At 73.3% G+C, this 20,938-nt stretch carries 21 protein-coding genes, 1 tRNA gene and 2 pseudogenes; 13 read left to right on the top strand and 11 right to left on the bottom strand.

All coding sequences use genetic code 11. The features are described 5' to 3' along the window. Positions 1 to 22: 22 nt before the first annotated feature. From KSP35_RS07810 to KSP35_RS24140, 3 genes and pseudogenes are all read right to left on the bottom strand, one after another. Positions 23 to 1,375, bottom strand: coding sequence for a class II 3-deoxy-7-phosphoheptulonate synthase (locus tag KSP35_RS07810; RefSeq protein ID WP_217000619.1), 1,353 nt, complete (start codon positions 1,373 to 1,375; stop codon positions 23 to 25). Between the two features lie 70 nt (positions 1,376 to 1,445). After that, the gene (locus KSP35_RS07805) at positions 1,446 to 2,027 is read right to left on the bottom strand and encodes a sigma-70 family RNA polymerase sigma factor (RefSeq protein ID WP_254127037.1); all 582 of its coding nucleotides are present in this window, start codon (positions 2,025 to 2,027) and stop codon (positions 1,446 to 1,448) included. Between the two features lie 190 nt (positions 2,028 to 2,217). Further along, positions 2,218 to 2,277, bottom strand: a pseudogene (locus KSP35_RS24140) (sigma-70 factor domain-containing protein); the annotation flags it as partial. 246 nt (positions 2,278 to 2,523) lie between these two features. Here KSP35_RS24140 and nadD point away from each other — a divergent pair. The 4 genes from nadD (at position 2,524) to KSP35_RS07785 (ending at position 5,250) form a co-directional block, all read left to right on the top strand. Beyond that, positions 2,524 to 3,054, top strand: coding sequence for a nicotinate-nucleotide adenylyltransferase (gene nadD, locus KSP35_RS07800; RefSeq protein ID WP_217002170.1), 531 nt, complete (start codon positions 2,524 to 2,526; stop codon positions 3,052 to 3,054). Between the two features lie 4 nt (positions 3,055 to 3,058). Next, positions 3,059 to 4,711 carry a hypothetical protein gene (locus KSP35_RS07795; protein ID WP_217000617.1) on the top strand — a complete coding sequence of 551 codons (1,653 nt, stop codon included), beginning with the start codon at positions 3,059 to 3,061 and terminating at the stop codon, positions 4,709 to 4,711. Next, positions 4,711 to 5,124 carry a ribosome silencing factor gene (rsfS, locus tag KSP35_RS07790; protein ID WP_217000615.1) on the top strand — a complete coding sequence of 138 codons (414 nt, stop codon included), beginning with the start codon at positions 4,711 to 4,713 and terminating at the stop codon, positions 5,122 to 5,124. The genes KSP35_RS07795 and rsfS overlap by 1 nt, the downstream gene beginning before the upstream one ends. Positions 5,125 to 5,177: 53 nt before the next feature. Further along, positions 5,178 to 5,250 (top strand) — tRNA-Ala (locus tag KSP35_RS07785). An 82-nt stretch (positions 5,251 to 5,332) separates the two neighbouring features. Here the strand turns inward: KSP35_RS07785 and KSP35_RS07780 are convergent. Continuing rightward, on the bottom strand, positions 5,333 to 5,587 hold the full coding sequence (locus tag KSP35_RS07780) for a homing endonuclease associated repeat-containing protein (protein WP_217000613.1): 255 nt from the start codon (positions 5,585 to 5,587) through the stop codon (positions 5,333 to 5,335). A 210-nt stretch (positions 5,588 to 5,797) separates the two neighbouring features. On the opposite strand from KSP35_RS07780, the gene KSP35_RS07775 reads away from it, so the two are divergent. Together KSP35_RS07775 and KSP35_RS07770 are read left to right on the top strand one after the other, a co-directional pair. Beyond that, a complete protein-coding gene (locus KSP35_RS07775) occupies positions 5,798 to 6,685 on the top strand; it encodes a TIGR03619 family F420-dependent LLM class oxidoreductase (protein ID WP_217000611.1) in 888 nt (295 codons plus the stop codon). Positions 6,686 to 6,766: 81 nt separating this feature from the next. Beyond that, positions 6,767 to 7,126: a nuclear transport factor 2 family protein gene (locus KSP35_RS07770; RefSeq protein WP_217000609.1), complete on the top strand. Its 360-nt coding sequence runs from the start codon at positions 6,767 to 6,769 to the stop codon at positions 7,124 to 7,126. Positions 7,127 to 7,224: 98 nt separating this feature from the next. Here KSP35_RS07770 and KSP35_RS07765 read toward each other — a convergent pair whose 3' ends face one another. After that, a complete protein-coding gene (locus tag KSP35_RS07765) occupies positions 7,225 to 7,566 on the bottom strand; it encodes a DUF5655 domain-containing protein (protein WP_217000608.1) in 342 nt (113 codons plus the stop codon). A gap of 129 nt (positions 7,567 to 7,695) precedes the next feature. Between KSP35_RS07765 and KSP35_RS07760 the strand changes: the two genes are divergently transcribed. Then, positions 7,696 to 8,451, top strand: coding sequence for an acyl-ACP thioesterase domain-containing protein (locus KSP35_RS07760; RefSeq protein ID WP_217000606.1), 756 nt, complete (start codon positions 7,696 to 7,698; stop codon positions 8,449 to 8,451). A 36-nt stretch (positions 8,452 to 8,487) separates the two neighbouring features. Here the strand turns inward: KSP35_RS07760 and KSP35_RS07755 are convergent, their stop codons facing one another. From KSP35_RS07755 to KSP35_RS07745, 3 genes are read right to left on the bottom strand one after another with little or no spacing between them, the layout of a single operon-like run. Beyond that, a complete protein-coding gene (locus KSP35_RS07755; RefSeq protein WP_217000604.1) occupies positions 8,488 to 9,228 on the bottom strand; it encodes an amino acid ABC transporter ATP-binding protein in 741 nt (246 codons plus the stop codon). After that, positions 9,225 to 10,088, bottom strand: coding sequence for an amino acid ABC transporter permease (locus KSP35_RS07750; protein ID WP_217000601.1), 864 nt, complete (start codon positions 10,086 to 10,088; stop codon positions 9,225 to 9,227). Before KSP35_RS07750 ends, KSP35_RS07755 begins: the two co-directional genes overlap by 4 nt. Positions 10,089 to 10,117: 29 nt before the next feature. Next, positions 10,118 to 10,915 (bottom strand): transporter substrate-binding domain-containing protein, encoded by a 798-nt coding sequence (locus KSP35_RS07745; protein WP_217000599.1) that lies wholly within the window; start codon positions 10,913 to 10,915, stop codon positions 10,118 to 10,120. A 232-nt stretch (positions 10,916 to 11,147) separates the two neighbouring features. On the opposite strand from KSP35_RS07745, the gene KSP35_RS07740 reads away from it, so the two are divergent. The 3 genes from KSP35_RS07740 (at position 11,148) to KSP35_RS07730 (ending at position 14,670) form a co-directional block, all read left to right on the top strand. Beyond that, entirely contained in the window at positions 11,148 to 12,557 is a 1,410-nt protein-coding gene (locus tag KSP35_RS07740) for a carboxyl transferase domain-containing protein (RefSeq protein ID WP_217000597.1), read from the top strand. 21 nt (positions 12,558 to 12,578) lie between these two features. Next, a complete protein-coding gene (locus KSP35_RS07735; protein ID WP_217000595.1) occupies positions 12,579 to 13,466 on the top strand; it encodes an alpha/beta fold hydrolase in 888 nt (295 codons plus the stop codon). Positions 13,467 to 13,527: 61 nt separating this feature from the next. Further along, positions 13,528 to 14,670: a CaiB/BaiF CoA-transferase family protein gene (locus KSP35_RS07730; RefSeq protein WP_217000593.1), complete on the top strand. Its 1,143-nt coding sequence runs from the start codon at positions 13,528 to 13,530 to the stop codon at positions 14,668 to 14,670. A gap of 21 nt (positions 14,671 to 14,691) precedes the next feature. Here KSP35_RS07730 and KSP35_RS25685 read toward each other — a convergent pair whose 3' ends face one another. The 3 genes and pseudogenes from KSP35_RS25685 to KSP35_RS07720 form a co-directional block, all read right to left on the bottom strand. Next, the gene (locus tag KSP35_RS25685) at positions 14,692 to 14,853 is read right to left on the bottom strand and encodes a response regulator transcription factor (RefSeq protein WP_371748963.1); all 162 of its coding nucleotides are present in this window, start codon (positions 14,851 to 14,853) and stop codon (positions 14,692 to 14,694) included. Between the two features lie 2,374 nt (positions 14,854 to 17,227). After that, positions 17,228 to 17,689 (bottom strand): annotated as a pseudogene (locus KSP35_RS24130) (ATP-binding protein); the annotation flags it as partial. A 92-nt stretch (positions 17,690 to 17,781) separates the two neighbouring features. Next, positions 17,782 to 17,952: a hypothetical protein gene (locus KSP35_RS07720; RefSeq protein ID WP_217000591.1), complete on the bottom strand. Its 171-nt coding sequence runs from the start codon at positions 17,950 to 17,952 to the stop codon at positions 17,782 to 17,784. Between the two features lie 148 nt (positions 17,953 to 18,100). Here KSP35_RS07720 and KSP35_RS07715 point away from each other — a divergent pair, with 148 nt between their 5' ends. The 3 genes from KSP35_RS07715 (at position 18,101) to KSP35_RS24125 (ending at position 20,927) form a co-directional block, all read left to right on the top strand. Then, positions 18,101 to 18,958 (top strand): PIG-L family deacetylase, encoded by an 858-nt coding sequence (locus tag KSP35_RS07715; RefSeq protein WP_217000589.1) that lies wholly within the window; start codon positions 18,101 to 18,103, stop codon positions 18,956 to 18,958. Between the two features lie 124 nt (positions 18,959 to 19,082). After that, a complete protein-coding gene (locus KSP35_RS07710; protein ID WP_217000587.1) occupies positions 19,083 to 20,411 on the top strand; it encodes a phosphatidylinositol-specific phospholipase C1-like protein in 1,329 nt (442 codons plus the stop codon). A 99-nt stretch (positions 20,412 to 20,510) separates the two neighbouring features. After that, the gene (locus KSP35_RS24125) at positions 20,511 to 20,927 is read left to right on the top strand and encodes a hypothetical protein (RefSeq protein WP_254127310.1); all 417 of its coding nucleotides are present in this window, start codon (positions 20,511 to 20,513) and stop codon (positions 20,925 to 20,927) included. The last annotated feature ends 11 nt before the right edge of the window (positions 20,928 to 20,938 follow it).

Here is a 20,938-nt window from a genome sequence, read left to right as displayed (position 1 = left end):
GGCGGCCGGGGCCCGACCGGGGTCAGGCCCGCAGCAGCTCGGCGACCGCGAACGCGAGGTCGATCGACTGGCGACCGTTCAGGCGGGGGTCGCACATGGTCTCGTAGCGCGAGCCGAGGTCGGTGTCGAGGATCTCCTCGGCGCCGCCGAGGCACTCGGTCACGTCGTCGCCGGTGAGCTCGACGTGCACGCCGCCGGGCCAGGTGCCCTCGCTGGCGTGGGCGGCGAAGAACCCGGCGATCTCGGCGAGGATGTCGTCGAAGGCGCGGGTCTTGTGGCCGTCGGCTGCGGTGAAGGTGTTGCCGTGCATGGGGTCGCACTGCCAGACCACCGGGTGCCCGGCGTCTCGCACGGCGGCGAGCAGCGGGGCGAGGCCGGCTTCGATCTTGGCGGCGCCCATGCGGCTGATGAAGGTGAGCCGGCCGGGGATGCGCTCGGGGTTGAGGCGCTCGCACAGGGCGAGGGCCTCCTCCGGCGTGGCCGTGGGGCCCAGCTTGACCCCGATGGGGTTGTTGATGCCCGAGAAGAACTCGACGTGGGCCCCGTCGAGCTCACGGGTGCGCTCGCCGATCCACACCATGTGGGCCGAGCAGTCGTACCACTCGCCGGTGATGGAGTCCTGCCGGGTGAGGGCCTCCTCGTAGCCGAGCACCAGCGCCTCGTGGGAGGTGAAGAAGTCGACCTCGTGGAGGTGGGGCTGGGTGGTGGTGTCGATCCCGCACGCCTTCATGAAGCGCAGGGCGCGGTCGATCTCGTCGGCCACCCGCTCGTAGCGGCGGCCCTCGTTGCTCGACGCCACGAACTCCTGGTTCCAGGTGTGGACCTGGTGGAGGTCGGCGTAGCCGCCCTTGGTGAAGGCTCGGAGCAGGTTCAGCGTGCTCGACGACTGGTGGTACGCCTGCAGCAGCCGGTTGGGATCCGGGATGCGAGCCGCCTCGGTGGGCGTGATGTCGTTGACCAGGTGGCCCCGGAACGACGGCAGCACGAGGTCGCCGATGGTCTCGGTGGGCGAGGATCGGGGCTTGGCGAACTGCCCGGCGATGCGCCCGACCTTCACGGTGGGCACGCCCGAGGAGTAGGTGAGCACCACGGCCATCTGGAGGATGACCTTCAACTTGTCGCGGATGGCATCGGCGCCGAAGGCGTCGAAGGACTCGGCGCAGTCACCCGCCTGGAGCAGGAAGGCCTCGCCGTTGGCCACCGCGCCGAGCTGCGTGGTGAGCGCCCGGGCTTCGCCGGCGAAGACCAGCGGGGGCATGGTGCCCATCTGCTTGAGGACGGCGTCGAGGGCGGCCTCGTCCGGCCAGTCGGGTTGCTGGGAGGCGGTCCGGTCGCGCCAAGAGCTCGGGGACCAGGTGGACGGGGCGGCAGTCACGGGAAAAGCGTGGTCCACGAGGGCGACGGGCGCAAAGCGGGTTCTGCTCTGCGCCCGACGACCGGGTGGATCAGGCGGCGTCGATCCGGGAGGCGGCCTCGGTGCGGACGGCGTTGACCGCTCGCTTGACCATGCGGCGGGCGGCCTCGGCGGTCACGCCGAGCTCCTCGCCGACCTCTCGGTAGGACCGCTTGCGGCCGTCGTGCAGGCCGAAGCGCTGCTCGACCGCGAAGCGGGCCCGACCGTCCAGGACGTCCAGCAGGCCGGTGACCATGCGGTCCTCTTCGTTGGCCAGCGCCAGGTCCTCGGGACCGGGGTTGTCGTCGGCCAGGAGGTCGACGAGCTCGGACCCGTCGTCGTCGCCCACGACCCGATCGAGGGAGGTGGGGGTGGCGAGGCGGTGGAGGCGAGCGTGCTCGTCGTCCAGCTCGTCACCGTCGCCGGAGACCTGGCGGAGCGCCGCACGGAGGCTGGCGGACCGGTCGCCCGGCAGGCGGACGAGGCTGGCCTTCTGGTCGAGGGCTCGGCCGATGGCCTGGCGGATCCAGAAGGTGGCGTAGGTGGAGAACTTGAACCCCTTGCGCCAGTCGAACTTGTCGACGGCGTGCTCCAGGCCGAGGTTGCCCTCCTGGACGAGGTCCAGCAGCTCCATGCCGGGGGGGCAGCGGGTAGCGGCGGGCGATGCTCACCACCAGCCGGAGGTTCGCCCGGATGAACCGGTCCTTGGCGCGGGCCGCGGAACGGTCGAGGCGGCGGTCCTCGAGGGACCCCTCACCTGCGGCGATGCGCTCTCGTGCCGCGACGCCGCGCTCGATGATCTGCGACAGCTCTCGCTCTTCTTCGGCGGTGAGCAGCGCCACCGCACCGATCTCGTTGAGGTATTGACCAACCGAATCGCTCATGACTGCCTCTTCAACCGTTGAGGGCTCTCACCCATTCCCGGCGGACCGTCCTCGATCGCAAGGTCGGTGCGCCAAGTTGCTTCCAGGTAATTTCGAACCGTGACTACCCCGTACCTTCTTCCCGAGCACCAGGTGACACGGGTCACCGGCGGTGCCGTCGCCAGGTCAGCGGGGGCCTGGTGATGGTTCGGAGCGGAGGGGCCCGACGGATCGGCGTCTTCGGGGGGAACCTTCGACCCGCCCCACATCGGCCACCTGGTCGCCGCCCTGGACGCCCGCCAGGCGCTCGGGCTCGACGAGGTGCTGCTGGTCGTCGCCAACGCCCCGTGGCAGAAGGTCGGGGCCCGCCGCATCAGCGGCGCCGAGGACCGGCTGGCCATGGTCCAGGCCGCGGTGGCCGGCACCGAGGGCCTCGTGGCCAGCGACCTGGAGATCCGACGGGGCGGGCTGAGCTACACGGCCGACACCCTGGCGGCGCTGCACGAGGAGGCGCCCGAGGCCGAGCTCTTCCTGGTCCTCGGCAACGACGCCGCCGCCGGCTTCGCCACCTGGGACCGCCACGACGAGGTGGCCCGGCAGGCCCACCTGGTGGTGGTCGACCGGCCGGGCACGCCCACGCCCATCGACGACGGCTTCTCGTGGACGAGGATCGACATCCCCGAGCTGGAGATCTCCAGCACCGAGCTGCGCCAGCGCGTGGGCGACGGACGGTCGATCGACTACCTCACGCCGGCGGCCGTGGTGACCTGCATCTCCGAGCGTGGGCTCTATCGTTGACCCGATGACCTCGGAGCCGCCGCCGCGCCCCGCCCGGCGGAACCGCCCCGATCCGGCCTTCCGTGGCCGTGCCCTCGGCCTGCCCGCCGCCGCCGTGCCGCCGACCTCCGCCACCGCACCTCGCGAGAGCTTGCGCTCGGCGCTGTCGCGCATCCCGGACCTCGATCGCGACGCTGCCGCCGAGGCCGGCGCGCCGGCGGCTCCTGCTGCTCCGGCGGGCGATGCCCCCGCCCCCGCTCCCGCAGCGGGGCCGGTCGCCCCGGCATCGGCCCCACCGGTGCGCACCGGGAGCCCCGACGTCGCCCGGGTGGGCATCGACGACACCGGCGAGGCCCGCGTGGTGTCGGCCGCCCTGCGCGACCCCGTCCACCTCGACGAGGGCCCGGCCGACCGGCGCCGCCGCACCTCGGCGCCGCCTCGCCCGCCGTGGTGGCGGCGCACGGCCTTCGCCGTGTCGCTGGTCGCCCTGGTGGTGGCCATCCCGCTGCTCGGCCGCACCGGCTACCGGCTCGTCACCAGCAGCACCGACGGCAAGCTGGCCAACGGCGGTGCCAAGCCCGGCGACCCTGGCTACGAGGAGCTGGTCAGCTCCACGCCCACCGCGCTGCTGATCCAGAAGGACGCCACCACCGGCCTGCCGGTGAACCTGACCTTCCTGTCCCTCGGCGGCGAGACCGGGGGCACCGTGGTGTTCATCCCGCTCGACACCAAGGTCGTGCGCACCGGCTTCGGTGTCGACCGGCTCCGCACCGCCTACTCCATGGTGGCCACCGCGCCGGTCGACAAGGCCAACGGCCAGCTCGCCCGCCAGACCGCCGCCATCCTCAACGTCGGCATCGACCAGGTCATCCAGCTCGACCAGGCCGGTTGGGAGCGCGTGGTCGACCCCGTCGCCCCGCTGGGGCTCGACAACTCCGATCCGCTGGACCTCGGCGGCACGGAGCTGCCCACCGGCCCGGTCGAGGTGCCCGCCACCCAGGTCGGCCCGTACCTCGCCGCTGCTCGCGAGGGCGAGGACGACACCGCCCGCTTCTTCCGCCAGGAGCAGCTGTGGCGCTCGTGGCTGGCGGCGGTGGCGTCGTCCACCAAGGCCGACGCCGTGCCGGGGGAGAGCACCACGGGCATCGGCCAGTTCGCCCGGCAGCTGGCCAAGGGCAACGTCACCTACGCCACCCTGCCCGGGGCCTTCACCGGCGAGGGCCAGTCGCTGCGCTACGTGCCCGACGCCAACGCCGTCAACACCCTCATGACCGATGCGGTCCCCGCTCCGGACGCGGCGTCGCCGGGCTCCCGGGTGGCGGTGCGGCTGCTCAACGGCGTGGCGGCGGCCGACATCCCCAACGACATCATCAAGCAGGTGGTGGGGTTCAAGGGCACGGTCGCGGTGGTGGGCAACGGCCCCTCGTTCGGCACGGCCAAGACCGACATCGTCTACGCCGACCCGACGCAGAAGGCGTACGCCGACCTCCTGCGTGCTGGACTGGGGGCGACGGGCAAGGTCCGCCAGGACCCGGCCGCCCCCGACAACATCGGCGTGACGGTCATCCTGGGCAAGGACCTGCTCGGTGACCAGGTGGCCACGACGACCACCACCACGGTCCCCGGCCAGCCCGTCTTCACCTCGTCGACCACCACCACCGCTCCCGGAGGACCCTGATGCCCGAACCCACCGATGACGCCCGCTGGGCCGTCGAAGCGGCCCTCGCCGCCGACGCCAAGGGTGGCTCCGACGTGGTGATCCTCGAGGTCGGGCCGGTGCTGGCGGTGTGCGAGCACTTCGTGATCGCCTCCGGCAGCAGCACCCGCCAGGTGCGCTCGATCGTCGACGAGGTCGAGGTGCGCATCGGCGACGGTGGCGGCGGCAAGCCCATCCGGGTCGAGGGGCTCGACGACGCCCGCTGGATCCTCATGGACTACGGCGACCTCGTGGTGCACGTGTTCCTCGACGAGACCCGCACCTACTACGACCTCGAACGGCTCTGGTCCGACGTCCCACGCGTGGCCTGGACCCGCCCGGCGGGCGTCGCCGGGAGCACCGGCGGAGGCGCTGCCGAGGGCAGCGCCGAGTAGGGCGTTCCGACTTGGAGGGCCGCGATCGGCGGCACTATGTTGGCAACTCCCACGGGGCTATAGCTCAGTTGGTAGAGCGCTTCCATGGCATGGAAGAGGTCAGGGGTTCGATTCCCCTTAGCTCCACTCGTGAGGAACGGACGAGGCCCGGCTCCACAGGGAGCCGGGCCTCGTGCGTTGCGGGGCGAGGTCGCCGAGCGACCGTCGGTCAGGTGTCGCGGGTGGCCCCGTCGGGGGTCTGGAGGCGGTACACGCCGCGACGGCGGTCGACCTGCAGGCCGGCGGCGGCGAGGGCCACCACCCACGGCCCGAGGCAGCGGACGATGGTGTCCGGCGACGGCCGGTCCTCGTGGCCGGCGGCCCATTGGCGGTAGTTGCCGTACCGGAGCGGTTGACCGGTGGCCTCGGCGGCTTCCTGCAGGAAGCCCGTGAGCTGCTCGTCGGTCCAGAATCGTCGTGCCACGGGGGGGCCCTCAGCTTTGTCGTCAGTGGGGAGCAGACGTTGTTGTCCAAACAATATCTGATGGCGATGTCAGGTACGGACGACCACCGCCTTCACCCCGGCTGACCCGGCGCGGTTCGACGGGGGCCGGGCATCCACCTGCCGGCGGCTCGAGGAAGGGTCCGAACGGCCCATGGGGCGCGACATCTGACGATGCGTCAGAATCGGGCCATGAAGTTCACCCTGGCCCTCGCCATGACGCCTCCCGAGCGGATCGTGCCCCTCGCCAAGATCGCCGACGAGGCGGGCTGGGACGCGGTGGCCGTGCCCGACTCGGTCTTCTTCCCGGAGCAGGTGTCGGCCAAGTACCCCTACACGCCCGACGGCGAGCGGTTCTGGCCGGCGGACACGCCGTTCGTCGATCCGCTGGTGGCCATCCCCGCCATGGCGGCGGCCACCGAGCGCCTGAGCTTCGTCACCAACGTGCTCAAGACGCCGCTGCGCGAGCCGCTCCTGGTGGCCAAGGCGGTCGGATCGATGGCGTCGATGTTCCCCGGCCGCATCGCGCTCGGCGTGGGCCTGAGCTGGATCCCCGAGGAGTTCCGCTGGCTGGGCCAGGAGAAGAAGACCCGGGGCAAGCGGCTCGACGAGCAGATCGACGTGATCCGGGCCTGCCTCGCCGGCGGCTGGGTGGAGCACCACGGCGACCACTACGACTTCGACCGCCTCCGCATGGAGCCGGCGCCGGGACCGGGCGTGCCGATCCACGTGGGCGGCCACAGCGACGCCGGCATCGCCCGGGCGGCGCGGGTGGGTGACGGGTGGATCGGCGCCCAGGCCGACCGCGACGAGCTGGCGTCGCTGGTGCAGCGCATCTGGGTGGCGCTCGATGCCGAGGGCCGCGCCGACGCCCCCTTCGAGATCCAGGCCACGCCGCTCGTGCCCGCCACCGTGGAGGCCATGCGCGACCTGGCCGAGATCGGCCTGACCGGCATCATCACCGTGCCCTGGTACTTCATGGGTGGCGGCGACCCCAACGACCTCGCCCACCAGGAGGCCAGCATCCGCTGGTTCGCCGAGACCGTCATCGCCCCCTTCCGCCAGGAGTCCGCCGCGTGAGCACCCCGACCATCCTCGACCTGCCGTTCCCGGCCGACGACGACCGCTCCGCCCGAGCGGCCTCCTTGCGCTCGCGCCGCGGTGGAGGCGGGCGACCGCGAGGCGTGGCTCGGCATCTTCGCGGAGGACGCCGTGGTCCAGGACCCGGTGGGCCCCTCGATGTTCGACGAGGTGGGCGATGGCCACCGCGGCCCGGAGGCCCGGGCGGCGTTCTGGGACACCGTCATCGCCCCGAACCCGGTGCAGATGCGCATCCACGCCTCCTACGCCGGCGGCGACGAGGTGGCCAACGTCATCACCATCGTCAACCGCTTCCCCGACGGCTCCCAGGCCCTGGTGCCGGGCATCGCCATCTACTGCGTGGACGCCGCCGGCAAGGTCCGCTCGCTCCGGGCCTTCTGGGAGCTCGACCAGATGGTCTTCGAGCCCGCCCCGACCTGACCCCACCGCTGCAGCGACGGCGGGAAGGGGTGGGACCCGGTCGCTCCGACGGCAGGTCCGCAGCCCGGTTCCGGGGAGGCGACGGTGCGCGCGTCCGGCTACTCGGGAGCGAGGTGGTAGGCCTCGGCCAGCCAGGTGGCGAGGCGATCGTCGACGTCGGTGGGGTCGCGGACGTTGGCCACGTGCCACCAGCGGTCGCCGTAGCGGTTCACCTTGCGGGTGATCAGCGGGTGTCGCTCCTCGCGGGGGAGCCAGAACGACAGGGACTCCCAGCGGGTCATCGGGCGGAGCTGGGCGAAGGTCTGGGCCCGCTTGAGGAAGATGCCCACCGACACCGGTTCGACGTGCACGGGGCCGACCGGCTCGAGCGCCGCCATCACCGCGTCGAAGACCGGGCGCTCGTGGGCGGGCCCGGTGGAGAAGTACTCGTCGAGGTCCATGGCGGGCGCGCACTCGTGGCCTTGGCCTCGCCGGGCGAACCGGCGACCGCACTGGGGGCAATCCCACGCCACGGCCCCATCCTGCCCTCGGCGGACGACGCCCGCCTCGCCGCTAGGTTCGGCGCCACCATGGCCGAGCTCCCCGCAGACCCGACCGAACCGGAGCTGGTGCCGGTGCCGACGACGGGGCGCACCTTCACCACCGAGCGCCGGGTCCGGTGGGGCGACACCGACGTCGACGGGCACCTCCGGCTGGACGCCACCGCCCGGTACCTGCAGGACATCGCCAACGACGACACCCGCGACGCCGGCCACGACCCCATGGCGCCGTGGGTGGTGCGCCGCACCGTGGTCGTGGTGCGGCGGCCGATCGTGCTCGGCGAGGTGGTCTCGCTCACCACCTTCAGCGGCGGCCACGGGAGCCGGTGGGCCGAGCGCCGCACCCGACTGGTGGGCGCCGACGGGGGACTGGTGGAGGTGGCCGCCCTCTGGGTGTTCCTGGATCCGGCGACGGGGCGGCCGGCCAAGCTCACCGCCGAGTTCCACGCCACCTACGACGAAGCCGCCGGCGGGCGAGAGGTCAAGGCCCGGCTCCAGCACGGGCCGCCGGCCGAGGGCGCCGACGTCCGTCCGTGGCCGTTGCGCTCCACCGACCTGGACTCGCTGGGTCACGTCAACAACGCGGCGACGTGGGCAGCGGTCGAGGACGAGCTGTCGCGCCGGGGGCTGCGGGCCGAGCTGGCGGCGCTCGAGTACCCCGACGCCACCTCGCCCGACGACGTGGTCGAGCTGCGCTGCACGGTCGACGGCGACGTGGCGTCGGTGTGGCTGGTGGCCGACGGCAAGGTCCGCGCCTCGGCCGTCGTCCGCACCGTCCCGGCCTGAGCGGCCGATCGGCGCCGGCCGCCCAGGCCGGCCGCCTCAGTGCTCCAGGACCTGCTGGAGGAACTGCTGGAGGCGCGGCGTGGCCGGGTGCTCCAGCACCTGCTCGGGCGGGCCCTGCTCGCAGATGACGCCCTGGTCCATGAAGACCACGTGGTCGGCCACCCGGCGGGCGAAGCCCATCTCGTGGGTGACCACCAGCATGGTCATGCCGTCGGCGGCCAGGGATCGCATGACCTCGAGCACGTCGCCCACCAGCTCGGGGTCGAGGGCGCTGGTGGCCTCGTCGAAGAGCATCATCTCGGGGTCCATGGCCAGCGCCCGGGCGATGGCCACCCGCTGCTGCTGGCCGCCGGAGAGCTGGGACGGGAACGCGTCGGCCTTCTCGGCCAGGCCGACCCGCTCGAGCACGGCCCGTCCGTTGGCGTTGGCCTCGGCCTCGCTGCGCTTGAGCACCTTGCGCTGGGCCATGGTGACGTTGCCGAGCGCGGTGAGGTGGGGGAACAGGTTGAACTGCTGGAACACCATCCCGATGTTGCGGCGCACGAGGTCGAGGTCGCAGTCCGGGTGGGTGATGTCGACGCCGTCGATCAGGACGTGGCCGCCGGTCGGTTCCTCGAGCCGGTTCACGCAGCGCAGCAGGGTGGACTTGCCCGACCCCGAGGCGCCGATGATGCAGACGACCTGCTTGGCCTCCACCACCAGGTCGATGCCCTTGAGCACCTCGTTGCTGCCGTAGGCCTTGTGCAGGTCGACCAGCTCGATGGCGGGGACGGTCATCGGCTGGCCTTCAGCTTCCGTTCGAGCGCCGCCGCGAGCCGCGTGAGGGGGATGGTGATGATGAGGTACATCACGCCGGCGGCGATGAACGGCGTGCCGTTGAAGTCGATCTGGAACTGGTCCTTGCCGAACTTGGTCAGCTCGACCGTCGCTGCGGTGGTCCCGAGTTGCGAGAGCAGCGCGGTGTCCTTGAGCAGGAGGACCAGCTCGTTGGTGAGCGGCGGTATGACCAGTCGGAAGGCCTGGGGGACGACGACCGTGCGCATGGTCTGCGCCTGCGAGAGGCCCAGGGACCGGGCGGCCTCGAGCTGGCCCCGGGGCACCCCCTCGACGCCCGCTCGGAGCGTCTCGGCCAGGTAGGCCCCGGCGACCAGGGCCAGGGCGATCGGACCGGCCGTCCCCACGCCGATGATGGTCGGGAACTGCGTGCCGAACGCCGTCGGCACGCCGTAGCCGACGATGAAGATGGTGAGCAGGGCCGGCAGCCCGCGGAAGACCTCGATGTAGGCGGTGGCGAACCACCGGTAGGGCCGGATCGGGCTCATCTTCATCACGGCCATGACCAAGCCGATGCTCACGCCACCGATGAACGCACCGGCGGTGTAGAGCAGCGTGTTCTTCGTCGCGATCGTGAGGATCTCCGGGAACAGGTCCTTGGCCCGCCCCGGGCTGAAGTAGAGCCGCTGGATCTTCCCCCAGTCTCCTGCGAGGACGACGGTGGCCACCACGGCGATGCCGACGACGTAGCTGATGATCCGGTTGCGCTGCGAGCGCCGCTGCTTGGCGCGACCGGACCGGTACAGCTCGGGGACGCTCACGTCCCCGAGCTGCGGTGCTTCGGCCACGGGCTGGTCGCTCATCGCTGCTCCATGCCCCTCATCAGGCGACGTCAGCCGGCGTTCGGGAAGTACTTCTTGAACAGCTTCTCGTAGGTGCCGTCGTCACGGACCGCCTTGAGCTCCTTGTCCAGCTTGGTCTGGAGGTCCTTGTCGTCCTTCGCCACCACGAAGCCGTACTGCTCGCCGGTGGGGATGGTGGTGACCACCTTGACGGTGTCGTCCTTGGTGGCGCGGTCGCTGTTCACCGGGAGGTCCTGCAGGATGCCGTCGATCTGGTCGGCGTTGATGGCGGCGAACAGGCCGGCGGCGTCGGGGTACGCCTTGACCGTCGCCCCGTCGGGCTTGTGGTCGTTGGCGTAGCTCTCGCCGGTGGTGCCGGTCTGCACGCCGATGGTCTCGCCCGCCAGGTCGTCCAGGGTCTTGACCTTGCTGTCCGACGGCACCAGCAGCGACTGGTCGGCGTCGAAGTACGGCTCGGTGAAGAGGCTGTTCTTCTCGCGCTCGGGGGTGATGGTCACCGCCGAGGCGACGACGTCGCACGTGCCGGCGTTGACCGAGGCGAAGATCGTGTCGAAGTCGGAGTCGGTGATGTCGAGCTTGTCGCCCTCGGTCTGGGCCATGGCGTCGAGCAGCTCGATGTCGAAGCCGGTGTACTTCAGGCCGCGGGGGCCCTTGCCGGGCGCCTCGAAGGGCTCGTAGGGCATGTCCGAGCAGACCTTGAGGGTGGTGCCGCCGGAGCCGCCGTCGCTGGAAGCGCCGCCGCTGTCGCTGCTCCCGCAGGCGACCGCTCCGAAGACGAGGGCCAGGCCGAGGCCGGCGGCGAGAGGGCGACGAAGGGTGCGGTGCATCAGGTCTCCAGAGGTGGGAACGGACCCCGGCTCTCCCGCGACCAGGGGTGGAGGCATCGTAGGGGGAACTGCATTACGGCGCTGTGAACGCCGAGAGGCCACCGAATCACGCTCGACGGCGGCGTTTGGCCGATGGATCCCGCGGACGGCGGGCCAGGCAGGGGAAAGGTGGGGGCCGGACGAGGCCGGTCCGGTTTGGGAGCCGGGCGGGGCCGCCGGGCAGGATCTCCCGATGTTCTCCCCCCTCATCGAGGAGTGGGACGTGGGCCTGCGCAGCGCCGACCCGCTCTCGTTCCCCGGCTACGCGGCCAAGCTGGCGGCCCTGGACCACGAGTCGGTGCGCACCGGCCGCTGCGACGGCTTCGTGCTGGTCGAGGGCGACTTCGACGTGATCGGCGGGTCCATGGGCCTCGTGCACGGCGAGAAGGTCGTGCGGGCGTTCGACCGCGCGGTCGAGGCGCAGCTCCCCGTCGTGGTGGTGACTCGCTCGGGCGGGGCCCGCATGCAGGAGGGCATGGTCTCGCTGGTCCAGCTGGCCCGCACCGCCGCCGCCGTGGAGCGCCACCGCGCCGCCGGGCTGCTCTCGATCTCGGTGCACCGGTCGCCCACCACCGGCGGGGTGTTCGCGTCGTACGGCTCGCTCACCGACCTGCGGGTCGCCGAGGCGGGCGCCACCATCGGCTTCGCCGGGCCTCGCGTGCTCGAGCAGACCGCCGGCCACGAGGTCGACGGGTCCAGCCACACCGCCGAGTCGGCCTTCGCCGCCGGGCTGGTCGACGCCGTGCTCCCGGCCGAGGCCCTGGAGGCCTGGGTGCGCGCCGCGCTCGGCCTCGAGCTGGCGCCGCTCTCGACCGTTGCGCCACCGAACCCCATCCGCCCGGTGCGCCCGTCCGATGGCCCCGTCGAGCCGGCGTGGGCCGAGGTGCGGGCGGCACGCCGGATGGGTCGACCGAGCGGCATCCAGGTGGCGGCGGCCGCATCGTCGTCGTGGACCGAGCTCGGCCTCGGGGTCGACCCGGCCCTCCGGGTGGCCATCGCCACGGTTGGCGGCCAGCGGGTGGTGGTGCTGGCGAACGACCGCTACGCCAAGGGTGGCCAGCCGAAGCCGGCCGGGTTCCGGCTGGCCCAGCGGGGGATCGCCCTGGCCGGTCGGCTCGGCCTGCCGGTGGTGTCGTTCGTCGACACCTCGGGTGCCGACCCGTCGCCGGCCTCGGAGAACGACGGCATCGCCGCCGAGATCGCCCGCACCTTCGCCGCCCTCGCCGCGGTGCCCACGGCGACGGTCGCGGTCTGCGTGGGCGAGGGGGGCAGCGGTGGTGCGCTGGCCCTGGCCGCGACGGACCGGCTCCTCGTGCAGGAGCACGCGGTCTTCTCCGTCATCGGCCCCGAGGGTGCCGCCGCCATCCTCGAGCGCGACGCCGCCAGGGCCCCGGAGGTGGCGGGCCGGCTGGGCCTCACCAGCACGGACCTGCTGCAACTCGGCATCGTCGACGCCGTCGTGGGCGACGACCTGGAGGAGACCGTGGCGGCCGTGGTCGCCGGCCTGCCGGGCGGGGCCTCGCCCGCTGCGGTGGGTGCCCGACGCACCCGGTTCGACGGGGCCACCACCCGTTGGTTGGCGGAGCCTGCCGGCACTTCTTGACCGCTCGGTCAATGTGGCAGCATGAGCGCCGTGCCCACCGCCGCCGCCAACGGGATCGAGATCGCCTACGAGGCGTTCGGCGATCCCGCCGATCCCACCATCCTCCTCGTCATGGGCCTCGGTGCCCAGATGCTGAGCTGGGACGAGGGCTTCTGCGCCCTGCTCGTGGCTCGTGGCCACCACGTCGTGCGCTTCGACAACCGCGACATCGGCCAGAGCACCTGGATCGACACGCCGGACCTGGACGTGCCGGCGGCGGTCCTGGCCGCCTTCGGCGGGGACCGCTCGCAGGCGCCGTACCTCCTCTCGGACATGGCCGCCGACGCCATCGGCCTGCTCGACCACCTCGACGTCGACGCCGCCCACGTGGTGGGCGCATCGATGGGCGGCATGATCGCGCAGACGCTCGCCATCGAGCACCCGGGCCGCGTGCGGTCGCTCACCTCGATCATGTCCACCACCGGTGAGCCCACCGTCGGGGCCCCGGACCCCGAGATCCTCGGGGTGCTGGTCGCCGAGCGGCCGCAGGACCTCGACGCCTCCATCGAGTTCAGCGTCGAGATGGCTCGGGCCATCGCCAGCCCCGACCACTTCGACGCCGATCGCGCTCGCGCCCGGGCCGTCGTCGAGCACCAGCGGGGGATCAACCGGCTCGGCGTGCCCCGCCAGCTGTTGGCCATCGTCAGCTCGGGCGACCGCGCCGACGGCCTGTCGAACCTCGACCTGCCGGCGCTCGTGGTCCACGGTCGCCAGGACCGCCTGGTCGGCTTCAGCGGCGGCCAGCGCACCGCCGAGCTCGTCGCCGGCGCCGACTTCGTCGCCATCGACGACATGGCCCACGACCTCCCGGTGGCCCACTGGCCCCGGATCGCCGACGCCATCACCGCCGTCACCCACCGCGCTCGCTGACGGCGCCGGCCCCCGGTCGGCACCCGCCACCCCGCGCCCCAACCCGAGGAGCAACCCCCGCATGGGACCCCTTTCCGGCATCAAGGTCATCGAGATCGCAGGCATCGGGCCCGGCCCGTACGGAGCGATGCTCCTGGCCGACCTGGGCGCCGATGTCATCCGCATCGACCGCTCCGGCAACGTGTCCGGCGGCGACCCCGCCACCCCGCCCGGTGACATCCTCGCCCGGGGTCGCCGCTCGGTCGGCGTCGACCTGAAGCACCCCGACGGGGTCGCCGCGGTGCTCGACCTGATCGACGGCGCCGACGCCCTCGTGGAGGGGTTCCGTCCCGGCGTGATGGAGCGGCTGGGCCTGGGCCCCGACGTCTGCCTCGAGCGCAACCCCAAGCTCGTCTACGGGCGCATGACCGGCTGGGGCCAGGACGGCCCCTACGCCCACACCGCCGGCCACGACATCAACTACATCGCCCTGGCCGGGGCCCTCGAGCCGCTGGGCCGGGCAGGCCAGCAGCCCACGGCCCCCATCAACCTCATCGGCGACTTCGGCGGCGGCGGCATGCTCCTGGCCTTCGGCGTGTGCGCGGCGCTCCTGGAGGCCCGCACCTCCGGCCAGGGCCAGGTGATCGATGCCGCCATGGTCGACGGTGCCGCCAGCCTGATGACCATGACGTGGTCGTTCCGGGCCATGGGCATGTGGTCCGACGAGCGGGGCACCAACATGCTCGACACGGGCGCCCACTTCTACGACACGTACGAGACCGCAGATGGCAAGTACGTGTCCATCGGCTCGATCGAGCCCCAGTTCTACGCCGAGCTGCTGCGGCTCACCGAGATCGACCCGGCCTCGCTGCCCTCCCAGCACGACAAGCGGCACTGGGTGGAGCTCAAGGCCCGGTTCGCCGAGGTGTTCCGGGGCAAGACCCGTGACGAGTGGTGCGAGATCATGGAGCACACCGACGTGTGCTTCGCCCCGGTGCTGCCGATGGCCGAGGCCCCCGAGCACCCCCACATCGCCCACCGGCAGACCTTCACCGAGGTGGCGGGCGTCACCCAGCCGTCCCCGGCGCCTCGCTTCAGCCGCACCCCGGGCAGCATCGACCGCCCGCCGCCGCACGCCGGCCAGCACACCGACGAGGTCCTGGGCGAGTGGGGCCTCGACGCGGCGCGCATCGCCGAGCTGAAGGCCTCCGGCGCCATCGCCTGACGTCGCGCGCGGCCCGTCCGCTCAGGGCCGGGCGCGGTGGGCGACGGCGGCGGCCTGGGTCCGGGAGGACACCCCGAGCTTGGCCAGGATGTTGCTCACGTGGACGCTGGCGGTCTTGGTGCTGATGTAGAGCGCCTCGCCGATCTCGCCGTTGGTGCGGCCCTCGGCGACCAGGCCCAGCACCTCGGCCTCGCGGCGGGTGAGGCCCAGCGCCAGGAGCGGTGCGTCCGGATCCTCGACCGCCGGTGCCGTCGGGTCGGACGTCGGGGGCTCGGCCGTCGCCCCCTCCGCCGGCGTCCCGAGCTCGCCGAGGCGCCCGCCGCGCCAGCGCGACCACCTCCCGCTCGATCGTCCCGGCACCCATCGCGACGGCGAGGGCGTGGGCCGAGCGGGCCTGCGCCGCCGCCGGACCCGTGCGCCGGGCGTGGGCGTGGGACTCGGCGGCGCGCCAGCGGGCGTAGGCCTCGTGCCACGGGTCCCGGCAGGCCTCGGCGACCGCCGCGACCTCCTCCCAGCGCGCCGCGGCTTCGACGCCCTCGGTGCCACGGGCGTGCTCCGCCGCCACGAGCGCGGTGGCCAGCGGGATCGCCAGGGTGAACAGGGGCTGGTCGGCGAGCGCCGCCATGCGCGTCGACGCGCGAGCCAGCCCGTCGAGCGCGCCGGCCCGCGTGGCCTCGGCGGCCAGGGGATCGAGGGCCCGGTCGGCGTCGAGGCGGGCGAGCAGGGCGAGGACCTCGGGGTGGAACTGGCGGTGGTCGGAGAGCTCGTCGCGCTCGAGCACCACCCGCGCCCGGGGCCACGGGTCCTCGAGCGATCGGGTCAGCCAGGCCAGCTCCAGCTGGTTGCGGGCCAGCGCCCCGTCGAACTGGAGGTTGCCCTCCCGGCCGACGACGGGACCGATCCGGTCCAGCTCCTCGGCCACGCCCGCCGGCTCGCCACGTCGCAGGGCCAGCCAGCCGCGGGTGAGGGCGATGTGGATCTCGGCCATGTGGCCCTCGTGGGCCTCGGTCGTGTCGTCGATGATCGCTCGGGCGTCGTCGAGCCGCCCGAGCGGGATGTAGGCCTCGGTGGCGTTCATGCGGGCGAAGGCGAACCGGGCCACCCCGCTGCCGATGGCCACGTCGTAGCCCGCCAGCGCCGCCTCGACGGACTCCTCGTAGCGCCCGACGAGGCGCAGGGCGTCGCTGAGGTTGATGTAGCCCCTGCAGATCCAGTCGACGTCGTCGGTGGCGTGGGCGGTGTCGAGGCCCTGCTGCAGCAGGTCGAGGCCGGCTGCGGTCTCGCCGGCCATGCACAGCTCGAGGCCGAGCACGTGCTGGGCCCGGCCGATGGTGGAGGGCTCGCCGACCTCGGCCGCCTCGGCCAGCGCCTGGCGGGACTCGACCATGGCCTCGATGCGGCGGCCGCTGAGCGCCAGTGAGTGGGCCAGCTCGATGCGGACCCGGGCGCGGTGCCAGCTGGGCCGGTCGGAGAAGGTGTCGAGGGAGTCGCGGAGGACGTCGACCGAGGCGCTGGTGCCGCCGGTGGAGCGCATGATCCGCCCGAACAGGGCGGTGAGCGCCGCCCGCCAGTCGGACCGGTCGTCGACGCTCTGGCCCGGGTCGGGGTCGACGTCGTCGCGCGTGAGCTCGGCCTCGATCAGGGCCCGGGCCCGGCTGAGGTTTCCGGCGAGGACCAGGCTGGTGGCGGCGTCGACCGCCACCAGGAGGCGGCAGGCGCCCACCACCGCAGCGGCGTCGTCGATCCCGTCCCACGCCGCCAGCACCCGCTGGTGGTGGCCGGCGGCCTCGGTGTAGGCGTAGGCCCGGCGGGCGGCGAGGCCGGCGCGCCGGGACCACGAGGCGGCCCGGCGGTGGTCCCCGGCCTCGGTCCAGTGGAGCGCGATCCGGGCGGTGGTGGAGGTGTCGTCGCTCGCGCCCGGCTCGTGCTCGAGGCCGGCGGCGAACGCGGCGTGCAACGAGGACCGCTCGCTGGGCAGGAGGTCGGCCTCGACCACCTCGCGTGCGAGGGCGTGGCGGAAGTCGACCCCCGCGTCGGACACCACGAGGACCTGCCGCGACGTCGCCTCGCGCAGGAGCCCGGCCAGCGCCGGCCCCGTGCGGTCGGTCACCGACGCCAGGAGCTGGTCCGAGACCGGGCCCGAGGTGCTGCCCACCGCCACGGCGCGCACCACGTCGACCACCTCGGGGTCGAGGGCGTCGATGCGCAGCTGGAGGACGTCCTGGAGCCCGGCGGGGACGGCGCCGTCCTCGACGCACTCGTCCGCAGCGAGCAGCTCCTCGACGAAGAACGGGAGGCCGCTCGACCGCTCGGCCAGGCGGTCCACGGCGAGGTCGGAGACCGGTGAGCCGTTGAGGGCGTCGGCGAGCTCGCGGACCTGGTCGCGGTCGAGCGGGTCGACGGTGAGCGAGTCGACCGTGGCGATGCGGCGCAGCTCGGCGAGCGCCGGGCGCAGCGGGTGGGTCCGGTGGATCTCGTCGGTCCGGTAGGTGAGCAGCACGAGCACCGGCACCGCCGAGAGGTTGCGGGCCAGGAAGTCGACCAGGTCGAGGGTGGACGGCTCGGCCCAGTGCAGGTCCTCCACCACGAGGACGAACGGCTGGCGGGCGGCCAGCCTCTGGAGGACCCCGAGGACCAGCTCGAAGAGCCGGGCCGGCTCGCTGGTGAGCGAGTCGAACGCGGCGGGGGCGTTGCCGGCCGGGCCCAGTTCGGGTAGGAGCCGCGCCAGGTCGCTGCGGGCGGGCCCGATGACCGCTTCGGCCTCGGCGTCGGAGAGGCCGCGCAGCAGGTTGCGCAGGGCGCCGGTGAGCGGGGCGAAGGGCTGGGCGACCGATCCCCGGGTGGGCGTGGCCCCCACGAGGACGCGCCCGCCGTGGCCCTCGACGGTGCCGCGCAGCTCCTCGACCAGGCGGGTCTTGCCGACGCCGGCCTCGCCGCCGAGCAGGACGACCGCCGGCGTGCCCGCCCGGGCCTCGGCCCAGGCCCGGTCGAGGGCGGCCAGCTCGCGCTGGCGGCCCACCAGCTCCGAGGACACCCACGACGTGCGCACGGTGCCGATGATGGCAGGCGTCGTGGCGGTCGCCTCCCGCGTTCCGGGCGGCGGCCCTCCGGTCACCGGCGGCGGCCGAAGCGGCTGCGGGGCGAGCCCGACCGGGGCGTGCGGCGCTCGGGCCGGTCGCGAGGGATGTCCGAGCGGCGCTCGGTGGTGCGGTGGAGGGCGGTGGCGAACAGGAGCGGGTCCATGGCGGTCTCCGGAGGAGCGGGGATGGGGTCCTCGCTCACGGTACGGAGGACGGTCCCCGGGGGGCATCGGGCGGATGCCGTACCCGGGCTCGGCGCTACCTCAGATCGTCGGGGGCCGTGACGGGCGCCGGACCGGAGCGCTCGGGGCGGGGAGGAGCGGCGCCGACCGCCGATAGCGTGGCCCGCCATGGGAACCATCGTCAGCCTGCACGCCCACCCGGACGACGAGTCGATCGCCACGGGTGGCACGTTGGCCCGGGCCGCCGACGCCGGCCATCGGGTGGTGCTGGTGTTCGCCACGCGAGGCGAGCTCGGCGAGCCGGTCCCCGGCGTGCTGGCCGAGGGCGAGCAGCTCACCCTGCGGCGCACCGCCGAGGTCTACGAGTCGGCCCGGGTCCTGGGCGCCGGCCGGGTGGAGTTCCTGGGCTACACCGACTCCGGGATGATCGGGGAGGCCACCAACGACGTGCCCTGGTGCTTCTGGCAGGCCGACGTCGAGCAGGCCGCCCGCCGGCTGGCGACGATCCTCACCGAGGAGTCGCCCGACGTCCTCACGATCTACGACGACAACGGCGGCTACGGCCACCCGGACCACATCCAGGTGCACCGGGTGGGCAAGCGGGCGGCCGAGCTGGCCGGCGTGCCGGTCGTGGCCCAGGGGACGATGAACCGCGACCTCATGGGGCGGGCCATGGCCCTGGCCAAGGAGCTCGGCGTCGACGTCCCCGGCGGCGCAGCCGACGAGCCCGGCCAGGACGCCGAGGAGGCCGGGCCGCCCGAGGTCGACCGCTCCACGTTCGGCAAGCCCGAGGCCGAGCTGACCCACGTGGTGGACACGACGACCGTGCTCGACCGCAAGCGGGCCTCGATGCTCGCCCACGGCAGCCAGATCGGCCCGGACCACTTCATGGCCTCGATGCCGCCGGAGGCCTTCGCCTACATCTTCGGCACCGAGTGGTTCATCGTGGAGCCGCCGCTCGGGCCCGACGCACCGGCGCTCTTCGCCGAGCTGTTCCAGCCGGCGGCGGAGCTCGCCGGGCGCTGACCCGCCCTACTTCCGCGCTTGGGCGGGATCGCCCGGACGGGCGATCCCGAGCGAGGACTCGGATCTCCGCTCGCCACGCGGCTACGTTCACCCCGGGTTCACGTCACGGCCAAGGGGAGTTCAGATGGGCAAGGCACGGATCACCACGGTGGTCGCCGCGATCGCGCTGGCCGGAGGCCTGGCCTCGGCACCGCTGCTGGCCGGCGCCAGCCCGGCACCGTCGTCGTCTTCGACGACCTCGACCACCGCTGCACCGCCTGCGGCCACCCGGGCGCTCGACGACGACGTCCACCTGAACCAGATCCAGGTCACCGGGAGCCACAACAGCTACCACATCCTCCCCCCGCAGAAGGAGGTCGAGCTGCGCCACTCGTTCCTCGGCGACGCCGACCAGGGGCTGGAGTACCGCCACGCGCCGCTCCCGCAGCAGTTCCAGAGCCAGAAGGTCCGCCAGATCGAGCTCGACCTCTTCCTCGACCACGCCGGCGGCAAGTACGCCGACCCCCTCCTGCGGTCGGTGGCCGGTGACGGCCCCTACGACCCGGTCATGAGCCAGCCCGGCATCAAGGTCCTCCACGTCCAGGACGTCGATTACGCCAGCACCTGCCTGACCTTCAAGGCCTGCCTCACCCAGGTGAAGCAGTGGAGCGACGCCAACCCCACCCACGCGCCGATCGCCATCCTGCTGGAGCTCAAGGACGACGACGTGCCCTTCCCGGGCTTCACCTTCGTGCACCCGGACCCGTTCGACGCCGCGGCGATGGACACCGTCGACGACGAGATCCGCTCGGTCATGCCTGCGTCGGACCTCATCACGCCCGACGACGTCCGGGGCTCGCACCTCACCCTCCAGGAGGCCGTCACCACCGACGGCTGGCCCACCCTCGGCGACAGCCGCGGCAAGGTCATGTTCCTCATGGACAACGCCGGCGCCAAGCGCACCGCCTACCTCGCCGGCCACCCCAACCTCGAGGGCCGGGCGATCTTCACCAACGCCCCGGCGGGCGCCCCCGACGCCGCGTTCGTGGAGCACAACGAGGCCTCGGACGTCTCGGTGATCCAGGACCTGGTCCAGCAGGGCTACGTGGTCCGCACCCGGGCCGACGGCGACACCAGCGAAGCGCGGGCCAACGACACCTCCGACCGCGACGACGCCTACGCCAGCGGCGCCCAGTGGGTCAGCACCGACTACCCCGTCCCGAACTGGGCGATCGGCTTCACCAGCCCGTACTTCTCCGAGGTCCCCGGCGGCACGGTGGCTCGCTGCAACCCGGTGAACGCCCCGGCGAGCTGCGTCTCGTCGGAGATCGACGACATCTACGACCCGGTGGCCCCGCCGCCCCCGTCGACCACCACGACGACCGCACCGCCGAGCACCACCGTGCCCGGCCAGGACGTCGACCCGGCGGCCGGCGCCCAGCCGGTCTCCGGGACCGCCGACTACACCGGCTGACCCAGACCGAACGGCCGAGCCCGCCCCCACGTCGCGCCCAGCGGGGCGTGGGGGGAGCCGCCCATGGTGGCGGGACGTCACGTGCGGTCGAGTGGCTCCGTGCCCCTCCTCCCGGACCCCGCTGCCCGTCGCCCGCCGACCCACCGACACCACACCGAGGCCTTCCCCGCCGGTGCCGAGGAGCGCTCCGGGACGGCAACGTTCCTCGCCGCCCTGCTCGGCCCGCTGGCGATCTGGGGGCTGGCCATGGGGCTCGCCGGCGCCGTCGCGTCTCCGGAGGTGCCCGACGGCCAGTGCTCGGGCATCGGGTTCGGCTGCACCCTCTCGCCCCGCGACGGCGCCTGGTTCCTCGGGCTCTACGCAGGGGTGCCCGCGGTGGCCGTCACGACCACCGTCCTCCTCCTGTGCCTCGTCGCCCCGCGCCGGTTCCGGGGCGCCCTGGTGGGCACCCTCCTGGGCGCCTTCGCGTGCGTGGTGGCCGTCGTCCTGGTGGCGGTGGCCCACGGGGGCGCCTGAGCGATCCGCTG

The organism is Aquihabitans sp. G128 (assembly GCF_019048865.1).
Taxonomy (GTDB): Bacteria; Actinomycetota; Acidimicrobiia; order Acidimicrobiales; family Iamiaceae; genus Aquihabitans.
Note: the sequence above shows the minus strand (reverse complement) of the source record. Positions and strands in the feature narration are given on the sequence as shown.